At 56.4% G+C, this 14,837-nt stretch carries 12 protein-coding genes; 7 read left to right on the top strand and 5 right to left on the bottom strand.

Going from position 1 to position 14,837, the window contains the following annotated elements; genetic code table 11:
* Positions 1 to 133: 133 nt before the first annotated feature.
* The 3 genes from ACO6VX_RS06215 to ACO6VX_RS06205 form a co-directional block, all read right to left on the bottom strand.
* Positions 134 to 334, bottom strand: a complete 201-nt coding sequence (locus ACO6VX_RS06215) for a hypothetical protein (RefSeq protein ID WP_194709459.1) — start codon at positions 332 to 334, stop codon at positions 134 to 136.
* Positions 335 to 436: 102 nt separating this feature from the next.
* Positions 437 to 931: a MarR family winged helix-turn-helix transcriptional regulator gene (locus tag ACO6VX_RS06210; RefSeq protein WP_022625768.1), complete on the bottom strand. Its 495-nt coding sequence runs from the start codon at positions 929 to 931 to the stop codon at positions 437 to 439.
* 321 nt (positions 932 to 1,252) lie between these two features.
* A complete protein-coding gene (locus ACO6VX_RS06205; protein WP_033771601.1) occupies positions 1,253 to 2,797 on the bottom strand; it encodes a methyl-accepting chemotaxis protein in 1,545 nt (514 codons plus the stop codon).
* Positions 2,798 to 3,349: 552 nt separating this feature from the next.
* On the opposite strand from ACO6VX_RS06205, the gene ACO6VX_RS06200 reads away from it, so the two are divergent.
* Complete coding sequence (locus tag ACO6VX_RS06200; RefSeq protein WP_256849326.1) at positions 3,350 to 4,906, top strand: putative bifunctional diguanylate cyclase/phosphodiesterase; 1,557 nt, start codon at positions 3,350 to 3,352, stop codon at positions 4,904 to 4,906.
* 76 nt (positions 4,907 to 4,982) lie between these two features.
* On the opposite strand, the gene ACO6VX_RS06195 is transcribed toward ACO6VX_RS06200, so the two are convergent.
* On the bottom strand, positions 4,983 to 6,056 hold the full coding sequence (locus tag ACO6VX_RS06195; RefSeq protein ID WP_010245750.1) for a porin: 1,074 nt from the start codon (positions 6,054 to 6,056) through the stop codon (positions 4,983 to 4,985).
* Positions 6,057 to 6,985: 929 nt separating this feature from the next.
* Here ACO6VX_RS06195 and ACO6VX_RS06190 point away from each other — a divergent pair.
* The 6 genes from ACO6VX_RS06190 (at position 6,986) to spy (ending at position 13,874) form a co-directional block, all read left to right on the top strand.
* The gene (locus tag ACO6VX_RS06190; protein ID WP_010245746.1) at positions 6,986 to 8,206 is read left to right on the top strand and encodes an aspartate aminotransferase family protein; all 1,221 of its coding nucleotides are present in this window, start codon (positions 6,986 to 6,988) and stop codon (positions 8,204 to 8,206) included.
* Positions 8,203 to 9,234 carry an arginine N-succinyltransferase gene (astA, locus tag ACO6VX_RS06185; protein ID WP_033757454.1) on the top strand — a complete coding sequence of 344 codons (1,032 nt, stop codon included), beginning with the start codon at positions 8,203 to 8,205 and terminating at the stop codon, positions 9,232 to 9,234. Before ACO6VX_RS06190 ends, astA begins: the two co-directional genes overlap by 4 nt.
* The gene (gene astD, locus ACO6VX_RS06180) at positions 9,231 to 10,700 is read left to right on the top strand and encodes a succinylglutamate-semialdehyde dehydrogenase (RefSeq protein WP_061901494.1); all 1,470 of its coding nucleotides are present in this window, start codon (positions 9,231 to 9,233) and stop codon (positions 10,698 to 10,700) included. The genes astA and astD overlap by 4 nt, the downstream gene beginning before the upstream one ends.
* The gene (astB, locus tag ACO6VX_RS06175; protein ID WP_187513597.1) at positions 10,697 to 12,025 is read left to right on the top strand and encodes an N-succinylarginine dihydrolase; all 1,329 of its coding nucleotides are present in this window, start codon (positions 10,697 to 10,699) and stop codon (positions 12,023 to 12,025) included. Before astD ends, astB begins: the two co-directional genes overlap by 4 nt.
* Before the next feature lie 50 nt (positions 12,026 to 12,075).
* Positions 12,076 to 13,071, top strand: coding sequence for a succinylglutamate desuccinylase (gene astE / locus ACO6VX_RS06170; RefSeq protein ID WP_422457914.1), 996 nt, complete (start codon positions 12,076 to 12,078; stop codon positions 13,069 to 13,071).
* Positions 13,072 to 13,379: 308 nt separating this feature from the next.
* Entirely contained in the window at positions 13,380 to 13,874 is a 495-nt protein-coding gene (gene spy / locus ACO6VX_RS06165) for an ATP-independent periplasmic protein-refolding chaperone Spy (RefSeq protein WP_010245731.1), read from the top strand.
* 73 nt (positions 13,875 to 13,947) lie between these two features.
* On the opposite strand, the gene cho is transcribed toward spy, so the two are convergent.
* Positions 13,948 to 14,808, bottom strand: coding sequence for an excinuclease Cho (gene cho, locus ACO6VX_RS06160; protein WP_122888940.1), 861 nt, complete (start codon positions 14,806 to 14,808; stop codon positions 13,948 to 13,950).
* Between the last annotated feature and the right edge of the window lie 29 nt (positions 14,809 to 14,837).

The raw sequence follows: 14,837 nt of genomic DNA, 5'->3' as shown, positions 1-14,837 counted from the left end.
TTGACATCACTATTGATCCTGAAATGAGAGCGGGAATCGCCGGGTGAAAGCAGGAACGACGCTGCGCAGCGGGCAGGGTATTTATATTAAGAAGGCGCGGGCAGCGCCGCCGTTTAGCACAGCGGCCCGGTTATCAGTTAACCATGCTCATCACAATACGCACCGCTCTGGCGTAGACCTCTCGCTGACCGTTTACCGACCGTGCCTGCTGATGCTGCAGGAATGCAATTATGTCCTGTAAGCCTGCCGTCTTGCCTGACTTCAGCAGGCTCGACACGGCCTGCCCTACAACGGCATGGACGTCAGCCATATCTGCCGGTTTATCGGTACTCAATAGAAACTCCAGCGCAACCGTTCTGTTGAATAGCACCTGAAGAGGTAACACTCAGGCGATTCAGCTTTATCAGCCTGGTCACAGGTTTTTTATAAGCCAGCATCATGGCAGGGCCTTAAGCAGCTTTTCGCGCAGCGTTGCCACCTGGGTTGTCAGCTCACCGAGTTCACTACAGGCGGTATCCATCACCGAGATCATATCAGCCGGGACGTCAGCCGCCGCGACTTTAAGCTGGTGGCCCTGTTCTGTCAGGGAGATCAGCACCCGGCGCTCATCATTTCCCGTGTCACGCTGGCGGCAGATAATGCCCGCGCTTTCAAGCCGCTTCAGAAGCTGGCTGAGCGTGCCGGAATCAAGCCGGACGCGTGCACCAATATCAGAGACGGTCAGGCGATCTTTCTCCCACAGCACCAGCAGCACCAGATATTGCGGATAGGTCACTCCCAGCGGTTTTAACCGCGACTGATAGAGCTTTGTCATGGCAAGTGAGGCGGAATAGAGCGCAAAGCAGAGAAACTGGTCGATGGTTTCAGGCGCTGCACTGGCGGGAGGCGTATCGGAGATCCCCGCGGGTTCGTCATTCATATCTTTACTCATTCTGAGTCCGGGGTGGGACAGCCAGACCCCAGGCTGTTGGTCAGCCGTGAAGTCTCGCGAATAGTATCTCGGGGAGATGTTGATTTCGGCAGCATCTCTTTCTGGTGTAAGACACCAGACTTTTAAGCGCTATCGCAGCGGGAGAAAAAGCCTTTAGCTGCGCCGCCGATTGAAAGTCGGCACAGTATTGAGTCAAATTAAATTGAAGTCAATATAACCGGTCGCAACCCTTGCGCACAACGTGCGCCGGGTGCAACGCAGCTAAGATCGGCAGGACAATTTCAGCATTTAACCCAGGCTGAAGCCGCCCGCCGATAGGGCTTATACGGTGAAGGTCTCTACCATGCCGCGCAGGTCGCGCGCCTGGGCCAGCAGTGACTGCGATGCAGAAGAGGACTCTTCCACCAGCGCGGCGTTATTCTGCGTGACGCCATCCATCTGACTCACCGCAATACTGACCTGGGAGATGCCCTGCATCTGTTCACCGGAGGAGAGGGAGAGGTTGTCCATAGCATCGGCCAGTTCACCGACGCGGCTGACAATCTTCAGGATGCGCTCACCCGTTCCGGCCGCTACGGTTACGCCATCCTCGACCTGCGTCACGGCCTGCTCAATCAGCTGCTTAATGTCGCGTGCTGCGGTGGCGCTGCGCTGGGCCAGTGAGCGGACTTCACCCGCGACCACGGCAAATCCGCGGCCCTCTTCACCCGCGCGCGCGGCTTCTACGGCGGCGTTGAGCGCCAGAATATTGGTCTGGAAAGCGATGCCTTCAATCACCGACGTAATATCGCGTACCCGAACGGCACTCAGCGAAATGTCATGCATGGTTTCTGACAGGCGCTGGACATCTGCTTCGCCCGCCTGGGCCAGGGTGGCGGCCTCGCGCGCTGAACCGGCAGTCTGCTGCGCGCCCGCGGCGTTGCTTTTTACCGTGGCGGTGAGCTGCTCCATGCTGGCGGCCGTTTCCTGCAACGCAGCAGCCTGCTGCTCGGTACGGGATGAAAGCTCGGTATTGCCCTGCGAAATCTCATCGGCCGCCAGCGCCACCGAGGCGGATGCCCCTTTGATCTGCGTAACCAGTTCGCGCAGGTTGGTCTGCATGCCGCTGAGCGACGCAAGCAGGCTGGTGCTGTCGCCACGGCGCAGCGTGACCGGCGAGGTGAGATCACCGGCGGCAATCGCAGCAGCCAGCGTCTGAGCCTGCACCGGTTCGCCGCCCAGCTGGCGCATCAGTATCCGCACAATAAACGCGCAGGTGACGACGGCAGCCAGCACGGAGAGCACCGCCAGGATGATCAGTATCCAGGTGGTGCGGGCGATAGCGATGCCGTTATCCACTACCGCATCCCGGCTGCTGCGCATCTCAAGCTCGGTCAGATCGTTTATCGCCTTCAGCAGGCTCTGCTGAGCCGGACGCGCCACCTTTAACAGATAGTCGGTGACCTCCTGCTGACGATTTTCCATCCCCAGTTTCCCGGCGGTCATCAGCGTGGAGAGAGCGGCTTCTTCAGTGGACTCGATTCTGCTCATCGCCTCCCGTCCTGCCTGTCCGGGGTCGGTCTGCATCATGCCTGAGAGTACTTCGCGGTTGCTGATGTAGAGCGCGCGCTGTTTTTGCAGACGTTCCCATTCTGGCTTCATGGCAACGGGATCGGTCAGCAGAGCAAGGTTACGCACCGCGATTGCCATATCCCGCACGCCACCGCGCATATCCAGCACCGTCTGGTACTTTTTCAAACGGACATTAACCACCTCGTCCATACCATCGCGAGCGCTATCCAGGGCGTGAATCGCGGTGCCGGTACAGATAATAAACAGCAGAATAAGCAAGCCAAAACCTGCGCTAAGGCGCGTTGAAATTTTCATCTCTCGTTCCGAAAGAGTTCATTGGGTAAACCGGTATCGGCAGGCGAGAGAACTTCTGGAGAGTTACGTTTAACTAAATTGTTCGCTATTTAATTTAACGAAATTAAAAACTGCACGTATACCCACCCCGTTATGCCACAAAAATCGTAACGGAATTGATAACGAAAACCCGGCCAATATCCTGATAAATCGCTTTTTATCGTCTGGCGAGTGTGCGCCTTTTCGCGCTGTTCAGCGGCGCGATACGCCAGCAGCGTAACCGGTTAAAAACACCGGAATGCACAAATTTAACCGGACGGGCCTGTTAATCTGGCCGCTGCTGCCGATAGAACACTATTCGACATTGATGACGTAACCGACACGCATCGGGCTTCGCAAAACGTCTGCCTCACTGCCGTAAGGCGGGTGAGAACGTGCAAATGCGATGAGTAAAAATAGCGGAGGGGTGATAATTGTCGGCAGCTTAGCAGGCATTGTATGAGAAGTACGCCCCGGTTTTTTACTGAAAATTAAAACAAAACTCTGACACTTGCCATCACCGGGAACTAACGCATGCGCCTGAAACTTTTCTGGCTCGCAATGCTGAATATTGCGACCATCATTTTACTCTCCACGCTGTGGGAATTCGGGCTCGAGGCGTGGATCTCCAGCCTGCTGGGCCTGAGCTATGATCCCGATTTTGAAACCAGTGAGCGGCTGCGGTTTATCCTGACCTCCACCTCGTTTGCCGGACTGGCAATGATTATTCCGGCGCTGCTTATCGCGGGTCTGATCCGCAACACGCTGCGTGCGGAAAAAAATGCCCTCAGGCTGGCCGGAACTGATGCGCTGACGGGAGTCATGAACCGCCGATCGTTCACTGCACATATTGCTGCGCTTGATGCCGACGGGACGCCCTACACCCTGACGCTGCTCGACATCAATGACTTTAAGAATATCAATGACCTGAACGGTCATCGTCAGGGCGACGCCACGCTGGTCGCGCTGGCCAATCTGCTGATCGCTTCGGCGGATACCGGGAGTCAGGTGTTTCGCATCGGTGGGGATGAATTTGCCATTGTTGCCCAGGCTTCACAGGCAGATCAGGCGCTGGCCGCCGCCGAAAGCTTCTGCCAGCATGCGGCATCCATCCGGACCGGTCCGCACACCTTCCTGAGCCTTTCAGCAGGCATCGCCAGCTCAGCCTGCACGGGTCAGGCCGATGTCGTGCGGGCGGCGGATCTGGCGCTGTACGAGGCGAAGCAGGATAAGTGCGCCTGTCTGGCACGATTCTCCCCGGACATGGAGCTGCGCTTTCGCCAGCGGGAAAGGCTGGAGCAGGAGGTTGTTGCCGCTGTAAGCGGTCACGCCATCGTTCCCTTTCTGCAGCCGCTGGTTTCACTGCGCACCGGTAACATTACCGGCTTTGAGATACTGGCGCGCTGGATCACTGCGTCCGGTCAGACGGTTTCGCCTGCAGAGTTTCTGCCAGTGGTGGAGCGGCTGGGGTTGATGGACAGCATGACCGTGGCGCTGCTGCAGGATGCTGTCAGTGCAACCCGGGCATGGCCAGCCGGGCTCTGCCTGTCGCTGAACATTACCCCGGAGCAGTTGCTGAGACCGTCGCTGACCAGCTGTTTGTCCAGCATTATGCAGCATGCCGGGCCGGTAATGCTGGAACTTGAAATCACCGAACAGAATGTCATGGCCATTTCTGACGATGCCCGCCAGGCGATCCGTCTGCTGAAAGAGGCCGGTATCGGAGTGGTGCTGGATGATTTTGGCACCGGTTACTCCAACCTGTCGGTTTTGCTGGGACTGGGTATTACCAAAATCAAAATTGACCAGACGTTTATCGCCGGAATCGTGACCGGATCTGAGCAGCGAAAAGTGGTGGAAACGCTGCTGGCACTCTGTCAGGGGCTTAATGTGATCATTACTGCAGAGGGCATTGAGGATGTCGCCACGCTGAGGTGGCTGAGAAAGCGCGGCTGTGATTACGGGCAGGGATATCTCTTCAGCCGTCCGGTTCCTGCCGGGCAGGCCACCACGTTGCTGGCGTCCGCTAACGTGGAGGAATTGATGCAGGAAGAGGCGATGGCCGTTAGCTTAGTCAGGTCGCTGGGCTGAAAGCGCGTAACACTTTCTGTGGTCGTGTTTAAAACAAAAAACGGGCCCGGCGGTCAGAGCCGGGCCCGCTGTCACATCAGAACTGGTAAATCAGACCCAGGGCTGTGATGTCGTCGGTCGGCAGGCGAAGCGGATTGTTATCTTTCAACAGGTTGATGCGGTATTCACCATAGACCGACATGTTCTTGTTGAAGTAGTAAGTGGCACCCACGGCGGTGTATTTAATGATGTCGGCATCGCCGATATTCTCAATTTCCTTGCCTTTGGATGAGACGTAACCCACGGACGGACGGAAGCCGTTCAGGAACTGATACTGCGCCACGGCTTCAAAGTTCTGCGCTTTGTTAGCGAAACCGCCAGTAATTGGCGTGGCATTCAGAGTTTCACCGTACATGGCAGCCAGATAGACCTGGTTCGCATCATATTTCACCGAGGTCGCCCAGTGCTGGGCTTTTTCGCCTTCTCCGCGTGCGGCAGCGTTCTGCGCCGTGGTGCGATCCAGGCTGGCAAACGCGCCGGCAAAACTCAGGCCGAAATCGAAGTCATAGGAAGCGGAGAGGGCGAAGCCGTCGCCGTTGGAACGACGCACGCCGTCAATGTTACTGCTACGATCGTTTTTGCCCTGATACTGCGCGGCAAGGTTTAAGCCGTCGACCAGACCAAAGAAATTGCTGTTACGCCAGGTCAGCACACCGGTTGAGCGGCCAGAGAGAAAGGCGTCGGTATAACCGGAGTCGCCGCCGAAGAACGGCAGCATATCGGTATAACTCAGCACGTCATAGACCAGGCCGTAGTTACGTCCGTAATCCAGCGAACCCGCCTCGCCAAACTTCAGGCCAGCATAGCCCAGACGGGTACGATTGGTGGCCTGGGCGTCACTGCCCTCGGAGTTATGCAGACTATACTGATACTGCCAGAAACCGTAGCCGGTAAGCTGGTCAGTAATCTTTGTCTCGCCTTTAAAGCCAAAGCGGGCATAAGAGGAGGTATCACCATCGTTGTTGTTATCGTCAGAAAAGAGGTGTGACACGTTAATCTTGCCGACCAGATCCAGCTTATTGCCATCCTTGTTATAAACTTCTGCGGCCTGCGCGGAGGAGAGACCGATCAGTAACGGCATGACAGCCGCCAGTAAAGTGCGCTTCATCATTTAATTATTACCCTGTATTCATTAATTATTATTCCCCTGATATGGGGTGAAAAGAAAATGACACAAAAAGGTAAAACTACAAAGTGCAATAAAAGTAACAAAATGTGATGTCTATATTCAGCTGATGGATAACAGCGAGGAACAGAAGATTAAATTGTAAAGTAATAAGATTTTCTTCTAATAAGTAATTATGAGTTATCTGATTTTATATCTTTATTTATCAATGGGTTATGTTTGTATGTAGTGGTCTTAAATGGGCATTTTTTGTACATTTTTAAATCAATATAACCCCTGATTTAATTATGGGTGATTATCCGCTAAGAATAGCCTTATAAGGCTTTTATCCTAACCATTAGTCTGCGTATTAATATTTGTTCATCTTTATAGAATATTCTTTCTGGCCCGATAATAACCTCCGGAATAATAGTCAGAGTCGCTGATTAAATATTGATCATCCTGTTTATAAAATAGCCTGATAAAGATACGCAGATTAATGTGTCTGCAGGGGGAAATGAAAAACTTTTGTTAAATAAAGCCAGGGTGTTCTGACATTTCCGGGCGAGTTCCCCGCGTAATCGCTGCACCATCGCGAGGCAAACTGCACTAAAACAGGGCAGTGGAGGGGCTTTTCTGGAGAGATAATTTATCAGCGATCACAAAAGCGATATTTCATCCCGTGAATGCATAATTCTGCTGTTTAAAACCCGGTTCTGGCGCTGCAATCAGACAACTATTCACTATATATGCAAATTAAGTGAATATTGTCAGCATCTAACTCATTGATATTACGTCATGAAGACCATTTTATGCATTAATTCTCTGGCTGGCACGTTAACTGCACTCTACAGTAGGGCTGCACTACAACATCTTTTAACAATTTTAAAACATAAGCTTTACCCGGCCGGTAAAGTAAAGCAGGAGAGTGGATTATGGCACTGCACGTTTCACGTCACGATTTCGATCAATGGATGATGCCGGTTTATGCGCCTGCGACTTTTATACCGGTTCGCGCGGAAGGCTCCACCGTCTGGGATCAAAACGGCAAAGATTATATCGACTTCGCCGGTGGCATTGCCGTCAATGCGTTAGGGCATGCGCATCCGGCATTACAACAGGCGCTGCAGGAACAGGCCGCACGTTTATGGCACACCGGTAATGGCTACACCAACGAACCGATCCTGCGGCTGGCGAAGCAGTTGATCGATGCCACCTTCGCTGACCGGGTGTTCTTCTGTAACTCCGGGGCGGAGGCGAACGAAGCGGCGCTGAAACTGGCGCGCAAGGTGGCACATGATCGTGTGGGTCCGCATAAAAGTGGCATCGTGGCGTTTAAGAATGCATTTCATGGCCGCACCCTGTTTACGGTAACAGCCGGGGGGCAGCCCGCTTACTCAAAAGATTTTGCGCCGCTGCCGCCAGAGATCCAGCATGCCCCGTTTAACGATCTGGCTGCGGCGGCTGAACTGATTAATGACCATACCTGCGCAGTCATTGTTGAACCCATTCAGGGTGAAGGCGGCGTGCTGCCTGCCGATCCGGCGTTCCTGCGTGGATTGCGTGAGCTCTGTGATAAGCATCAGGCTCTGCTGATTTTTGACGAAGTGCAGAGCGGCGTTGGCCGTACCGGTTCGCTTTATGCCTACATGCATTATGGCGTCACGCCGGATGTGCTCACCAGCGCCAAAGCGCTGGGCGGCGGCTTCCCGATTGGTGCGATGCTGACGCGCGAAGATCTGGCGCTGGTGATGGGCGTTGGCACCCACGGCACCACCTATGGCGGCAATCCGCTGGCGGGCGCAGTGGCAGGTAAAGTCATGGAGCTGATCAACCAGCCTGAACTGATGGCGGGTGTAACAGAACGTCACCAGTGGATTGTTGCGGCACTGGATGAGATCAACCAGCGTCTGCATCTGTTTAAAGAAGTGCGCGGTCTTGGCCTGCTGATTGGCGCGGTGCTCAGCGACGATTTTGCCGGTAAAGCCAAAGCGATCAACCTTGCCGCCGCGGAAATGGGCGTCATGGTGCTGATTGCGGGTGCCAATGTGGTGCGTTTTGCCCCGGCGCTGAATATCAGTGAGCAGGAAGTGAAGCTGGGCATGGCCCGCTTTGCCGAAGTGTGTGAAAGCCTGGTGCGAGGGTCAACATCATGATGGTAATCCGTCCGGTTGAACGCGATGACTTAAGCCAGCTGATGGCGCTGGCGGGCAAAACCGGTGGCGGGCTGACCTCGTTGCCGGTTGATAGCGCGACGCTACAGGCGCGTATCGATCGATCGCTGCAGACCTGGGAGGATTCTCTGCCACGTGCCGAGCAGGGCTATGTCTTTGTGCTGGCCGATAGCGAAGATAACCGCGCCGTCGGCATCTGCGCCATTGAGGTGGCGGTGGGGCTGCAGGATCCCTGGTACAATTTTCGCGTCGGTACCCAGGTGCACGCCTCAAAAGAGCTGAATGTTTATGCCGCGCTGCCTACCCTGTCGCTGAGTAACGACCATACCGGCAGCAGTGAGCTCTGCACGCTGTTTCTCGATCCCGATTACCGTGATGGCAAAAACGGCTATCTGCTGTCGAAGTCACGCTTCCTGTTTATGGCCAGTTTCCGTGAACGTTTCACCAACCGGGTGGTGGCCGAGATGCGTGGCGTCAGCGATGAGCAGGGCCATTCGCCGTTCTGGGAGAGCGTTGGCAGCCGCTTCTTCTCTATGGAATTCAGCAAAGCGGACTTCCTTAGTGGCACCGGACAGAAATCATTTATCGCTGAACTGATGCCGAAACATCCGCTCTACATCGACTACCTGACACCGGAAGCGCAGGCGGTGATTGGACAGGTCCATCCGCAAACCGCGCCTGCGCGGGCGGTACTGGAAGCAGAGGGCTTCCGCTACCTCAATTATGTCGACATTTTTGATGGCGGCCCGACCCTGGAGTGCGATATCGATCATATCCGTGCGGTGCGTAAAAGCCGTCTGCGCAGCGCAGAACGGGGCGAAAACCCGGCTGATGGCCCGCTCTGTCTGGTTGCCAATAGCGATTATCGCCAGTTCCGTGTGGCGCTGATTCCGGCAAAGGCTGACAGCGACAGCGTGCAACTCACGGATGAACAGATGCAGGCGCTCCATTGCCAGCCGGGCGACAGCCTGCGCGTGGTGACGCTCTGCAAAGAGGAGAAAACAGCATGACACATCTGATAAATGGACAATGGCTGGACGGTGACGCTGAGATTCTGACGAAAGCGGATCCGGTCAGCGGCGAGACGTTATGGCAGGGCCACGCGGCCTCAGCCGCTCAGGTCACCGCAGCCTGTGAGGCGGCGCGCGACGCATTTCCAGCCTGGGCCAGACGCCCGCTGGCGGAACGGCAGGCGATCGTTGAGAAATTTGCCGCCGGGCTTGAGGCGCATAAAACGGCGCTGGCGGAAACCATCGCCCGTGAAACCGGCAAGCCGCGCTGGGAAGCGCTGACCGAAGTGGGCGCGATGATCAACAAAATCGGCTTTTCGGTGAAGGCATACCATAGCCGCACCGGTGAACAGCATGAAGGCGAAAGCTCCCTGCGCCACCGCCCGCATGGGGTGCTGGCCGTGTTTGGTCCCTATAACTTCCCGGGACATCTGCCAAACGGCCATATTGTTCCGGCGCTGCTGGCGGGCAACTGTGTGGTATTTAAACCCAGCGAACTGACGCCGCTGACCGCCGAAAAAACCGTTGAGCTCTGGCTGGCTGCGGGCCTGCCTGCCGGCGTGCTGGCACTGTTACAGGGCGGACGTGAGACTGGTCAGGCGCTGGCCAACTGTCAGCAGATTGATGGCCTGCTATTTACCGGCAGCGCCCATACCGGCTATCAGCTGCATCGCCAGTTTGCCGGTCAGCCTGAAAAGATGCTGGCGCTGGAGATGGGCGGTAACAATGCCCTGATTGTTGAAGATCCGGCGGACACTGATGCGGCTGTCAACATCACGTTGCAGTCAGCCTTTATAACCGCCGGTCAGCGCTGCACCTGCGCGCGGCGTCTGCTGGTCAAACGCGGCGATGCAGGGGATGCGTTTCTGCAGAGGCTGGTGGAGGTGGCGGGGCGACTGCAACCCGCCGCCTGGAATACTGAACCGCAGCCGTTTATGGGCAGCGTGATCTCCACCGGCGCAGCAGAGAAGATTATGGGTGAGTGGCAACGGCGGGTTGAGGCGGGCGGCGAGGTGCTGCTGGCGATGCGCTGGCCGGATCGCCACAGTGCCATCCTGACGCCAGGTATTATCGATTTAACCGGCGTGCAGGGCATTCCGGATGAAGAGGTCTTTGGTCCGCTGTTAGGCATAGTCCGCTATGAGACATTTGAAGAGGCGATAGCGCTGGCGAACCAGACCCGTTATGGCCTGTCGTGCGGATTGATCTCGCCTTCACGCCAGCAGTTTGATCAGTTGCTGCTTGAAGCGCGTGCCGGTATCGTCAACTGGAACAAACCGCTGACCGGCGCAGCCAGTACCGCACCGTTTGGCGGCATTGGTGCCTCGGGCAACCATCGCGCCAGTGCCTGGTATGCGGCGGATTACTGCGCCTGGCCAATGGCCTCGCTGGAGACGCCTGACCTGACGCTGCCCGCCACGCTGTCGCCGGGCCTCGATTTCTCCACCCAGGAGACGACGTCATGAAGGCAACCGAGGCCAACTTTGATGGGCTGGTGGGGTTAACACACCACTATGCCGGGCTGTCGTTTGGCAACGAAGCCTCGACCCGCAATCAGCTGCAGCCGTCGAATCCCCGTCTGGCGGCAAAGCAGGGGTTGCTCAAGATGAAAGCGCTGGCCGATATGGGCTACGTGCAGGGGGTGATCCCGCCGCATGAGCGGCCCAATATTGCGGCGCTGCGCCAGCTCGGCTTTGGTGGCAGCGATGAGCAGGTGCTGGCTGCGGCCGGCAAAACTGCACCGGGATTACTCTCCGCCGTCAGTTCAGCCTCGGCGATGTGGGTCGCCAATGCTGCCACGGTCTCGCCGTCAGCGGACAGCCTTGATGGCCGGGTTCACCTGACGGTGGCGAACCTTAACAACAAATTCCACCGTGCGATAGAAGCGCCGGAAACGGCCTGGCTGCTGCGTTCCATCTTCCGCGACGATCGCCATTTTGCGGTGCATGATGCTTTGCCGCAGGTGGCGATGTTTGGCGATGAAGGGGCGGCGAACCATAACCGACTGGGCGACGCCTATGGTGAGCGCGGCGTGCAGCTGTTTGTCTATGGCCGCGACAGCAGCCATGAGGGCAAAGCCCCGCAGCGCTATCCGGCACGTCAGACCCGGGAAGCCAGCGAGGCGGTCGCCCGTCTGCATCAGCTCTCACCGGAAAGCGTGCTGTATGCGCAGCAGAATCCTGCGGTGATCGATCAGGGCGTGTTCCATAACGATGTGATTGCGGTAAGTAATCAGCAGATGCTCTTCTGCCACCAGCACGCCTTTGTTAATCAGCCTGAACTGCTGGCGCAGCTTCGGTCGCGCGTTCCCGGTTTTGTGGCGCTGGAAGTGCCGGAAAATCGGGTGTCAGTGAAAGATGCGGTGGAGACCTATCTGTTTAACAGTCAGTTGCTGAGCCGTCCCGACGGCACCATGATGCTGGTGCTGCCGGAGGAGTCACGTCAGCATCCGGGTGTCTGGCGCTATCTCTGTGAACAGGTTGAGGCTGACACGCCACTCAAAGCCCTGAAGGTGTTTGATCTGCGCGAAAGCATGTATAACGGGGGTGGTCCAGCCTGCCTGCGTTTGCGGGTGGTGCTGACACCACAGGAGCAGCAGGCAGTGAATCCGGCGGTGCTGATGAACGATCGGCTCTTCAGCACGCTGAATAACTGGGTTGACCGTCATTACCGCGATCGCCTGACCCAGGCCGATCTGGTCGACCCACAATTGCTGCGTGAGGGACGCGACGCGCTGGATGAACTGACGAAGCTGCTAGACTTAGGAAATGTATATGCATTTCAGCAGTGAAGGAGGGGGCAGCACAGTCTGCCGCCTGCTCAGGGCGAAAAGGAGGAACGATGCAGGACTTTTTACAGCAAACGCTCTCCGGCGAGGTGCCGCGTAAGCGTAGTGGTGAAACGGCGCATCTTCGCTGGCAATGGTTGTATCACGGCATACTGTTGATGGAGCCGACGGTGCCGGTTAAACAGGCGCTGGTGCTCTCTGCCGGGATCCACGGCAATGAAACGGCCCCGGTAGAAATGGTGAACCAGCTGGTTAATCCGCTGCTGCGGGGCGAAAAGCCGTTACAGCAGCGCATGCTGGTGATTCTGGGTAATCCCTCAGCGCTACGCACCGGTAAGCGCTATGTGCGTTATGACATTAACCGGCTGTTTGGCGGACGCTGGCAGCAGATTGATGATGGTGATGAGGCACGCCGCGTGCTGCGGCTGGAGCAGGCGCTGGAGACCTTCTGGCAGCTGGGCGAGTGCGATGAGACGCGCTGGCATCTCGACATGCACACGGCTATTCGTGGCTCTTATCATCCTCAGTTCGGCGTAATGCCGCATAATGAACGCCCCTGGCCGCCCACGTTTCTTGACTGGCTGGCCGCTGCCGGGCTGGAAGCGCTGGTGTTCCATCGCTCGCCGGGCGGCACCTTTACCCACTTCAGCTGCGAGCACTTCGGTGCGGCCAGCTGTACCCTGGAGCTGGGCAAAGCGCTGCCGTTTGGCGAAAACGACCTCAGTCATTTCAGTGCGGCACAACAGGCGCTGGCGTCTTTACTCTATGGCGAAGCGCTGCCTGCGGCGGCGGTTAAACCGCGTCACTATCGGGTCGCGCAGCAGATCACCCGACTGAGTGAGCACTTTACGCTGCATATGTCGCCGGAAACGCTGAACTTTACCGCGTTTCCACAGGGGACGTTGCTGGCGGAAGATGGTAGCACCCGCTATTACGTGCAGCAGGCGCGGGAGTATGTGCTGTTCCCTAACCCTAACGTGGCCGCCGGGCTGCGTGCCGGACTGATGCTGATTGAAGAGAGCGAACAGACCCAGGCGCTGCCGGTCTGATAGCGGTTGTTAACAGCGCAGACCCTCGGCGCTAAAAAACCGACAGGAAAAGTGGAAGATCGGCTTCCGCTTTCCTGTCGTAACCCTTACACTCCTCCATGATTTCTGCCAAATTCGCTTTAAATTCATAAACATTTTCAATTCCTCACGCCTTTCTTCTTATTCTCTTCATGATTGCCCGATTTTTATCTTTTATGCTTTCACGGCTTTACTCAGGCTCTGAGTAGTTGACGTTCAGCGTCGTATGCTTGTTTCCGAAGACGCGACAGAGTGCTGTCGTCATTATCATGAATTATAAGGACACTATTATGCGCAAACTGACTTCCCTTTTACTGGCTTCCTCGCTGGCGTTTGGTGCAGCCAGCGCCGTCCATGCAGCCGCTGACAACCTGACTCCACCGCCAGCAGGCAGCGAAAAAGCGATGCACAAGCCGCCAATGCGCCACGGCATGGAGATGATGTTTAAAGGTCTGAACCTGACCGACGCGCAGAAAACTCAAATGCGCGACATCATGAAAGAGAGCCACAAAGATATGAAACGCCCGTCACTGGACGAGCGTCGTGCGGCCCACAGCATTATTGCCTCTGACAGCTTCGACCAGAGCAAAGCAGAAGCACAGGCAGAGAAGATGTCCGCCAATGCCAAAGAGCATGCGCTGAAGATGCTGGAAACCCAGAACAAGCTCTATAACGTGCTGACGCCGGAGCAGAAAAAACAGTACAACGCTAACTTTGAAAAGCGTCTGACTGAGAAAGGCCCGCACGAGGGCAAAATGGCACCGCCAGCAGAACCGGCTGAATAACACTCGTTAAGTGAACGGTCTGAGACCGCCGGCGCTGTCCACTGAAGGTGAGTGGGCAGCGTCGGCGGTTTTTTTATAGCGGCAAAATAGGGTAGGCACCTGACAGAATCGGGTGGCAGAGGATTTTGTAGCCGTCGTGATCAAAACCGCCTTTGGGCCGCTGCAGTTTTCTGGCCTCATCCATGCTGCTGACCGAACCGAGATAGAACCAGTGGTCGATAACGTGGATCTGCGTCATCTCTTTGCCTTCCTCCACCAGCCCCACGGCACCCTGCCATGGCCAGCAGAACACCCGCACGTTTTCCAGCGCCTCCAGCAGTCGATCCTGATGATCGCTGACCGGCTCTTTTCCACAGCAGGCCCCGGCGCAACGGCGCAGTGCCGAGCGGAAGCAGCCTCGCCCCGCACTCAGCGCTTCCAGACCCAGCAGGCCATGACAGAGCTGATACTCATCCGCGAGCTGCTTGAGCCGTTCCAGCGCGGCGAAGCGACTGCGATAGAGCCCAAACAGGTTGGGGGACTGGCTGAAATCGAGGTCTTTTGCATAGACCACATTCGGTTTGCCGTCGGTAATCTGCAATGAACAGAGCTGCCGGTTTTTGCGCAATCGCTTATTGAACAGCGGCTGCTGGGTTTTGATCATCTGCGCTTCCAGCAGCAGCGCGCCGAGGTCACCCGCGGTAGGGATCCAGCTTACACGCCGCGACTGGCGCAGCATTTTCGCCTCATCCGGGGTGCGGAAATGGGACATCACCCGCGAACGCAGATTCACACTTTTACCGATATAGAGCGGCAGCGACTCACTTTCGCCATGAAAGGTATAGACGCCAGGATGATTTGGCAGGCCTTCCAGCCACTCACGCAGGTGTTCGGGATATTGATAAATTGCATTCGCGTCGGGTTCGGGGCGAAGTATGGCAGAACGTCTGACCAAGATGGACTCCATTTACTGGTTGTCCATAC

Origin of the sequence: Pantoea sp. BJFS-204, assembly GCF_049310725.1 — a bacterium.
In the GTDB taxonomy this organism is placed as follows: Bacteria; Pseudomonadota; Gammaproteobacteria; order Enterobacterales; family Enterobacteriaceae; genus Pantoea; species Pantoea agglomerans.
Note: the sequence above shows the minus strand (reverse complement) of the source record. Positions and strands in the feature narration are given on the sequence as shown.

Bases quoted from the DNA above. Each gene is read 5' to 3' on its own strand.
- ACO6VX_RS06210 (WP_022625768.1), bottom strand. From the start codon at position 931: ATGAGTAAAGATATGAATGACGAACCCGCGGGGATCTCCGATACGCCT.
- ACO6VX_RS06205 (WP_033771601.1), bottom strand. From the start codon at position 2,797: ATGAAAATTTCAACGCGCCTTAGCGCAGGTTTTGGCTTGCTTATTCTG.
- ACO6VX_RS06200 (WP_256849326.1), top strand. From the start codon at position 3,350: ATGCGCCTGAAACTTTTCTGGCTCGCAATGCTGAATATTGCGACCATC.
- ACO6VX_RS06195 (WP_010245750.1), bottom strand. From the start codon at position 6,056: ATGATGAAGCGCACTTTACTGGCGGCTGTCATGCCGTTACTGATCGGT.
- ACO6VX_RS06190 (WP_010245746.1), top strand. From the start codon at position 6,986: ATGGCACTGCACGTTTCACGTCACGATTTCGATCAATGGATGATGCCG.
- astA (WP_033757454.1), top strand. From the start codon at position 8,203: ATGATGGTAATCCGTCCGGTTGAACGCGATGACTTAAGCCAGCTGATG.
- astD (WP_061901494.1), top strand. From the start codon at position 9,231: ATGACACATCTGATAAATGGACAATGGCTGGACGGTGACGCTGAGATT.
- astB (WP_187513597.1), top strand. From the start codon at position 10,697: ATGAAGGCAACCGAGGCCAACTTTGATGGGCTGGTGGGGTTAACACAC.
- astE (WP_422457914.1), top strand. From the start codon at position 12,076: ATGCAGGACTTTTTACAGCAAACGCTCTCCGGCGAGGTGCCGCGTAAG.
- spy (WP_010245731.1), top strand. From the start codon at position 13,380: ATGCGCAAACTGACTTCCCTTTTACTGGCTTCCTCGCTGGCGTTTGGT.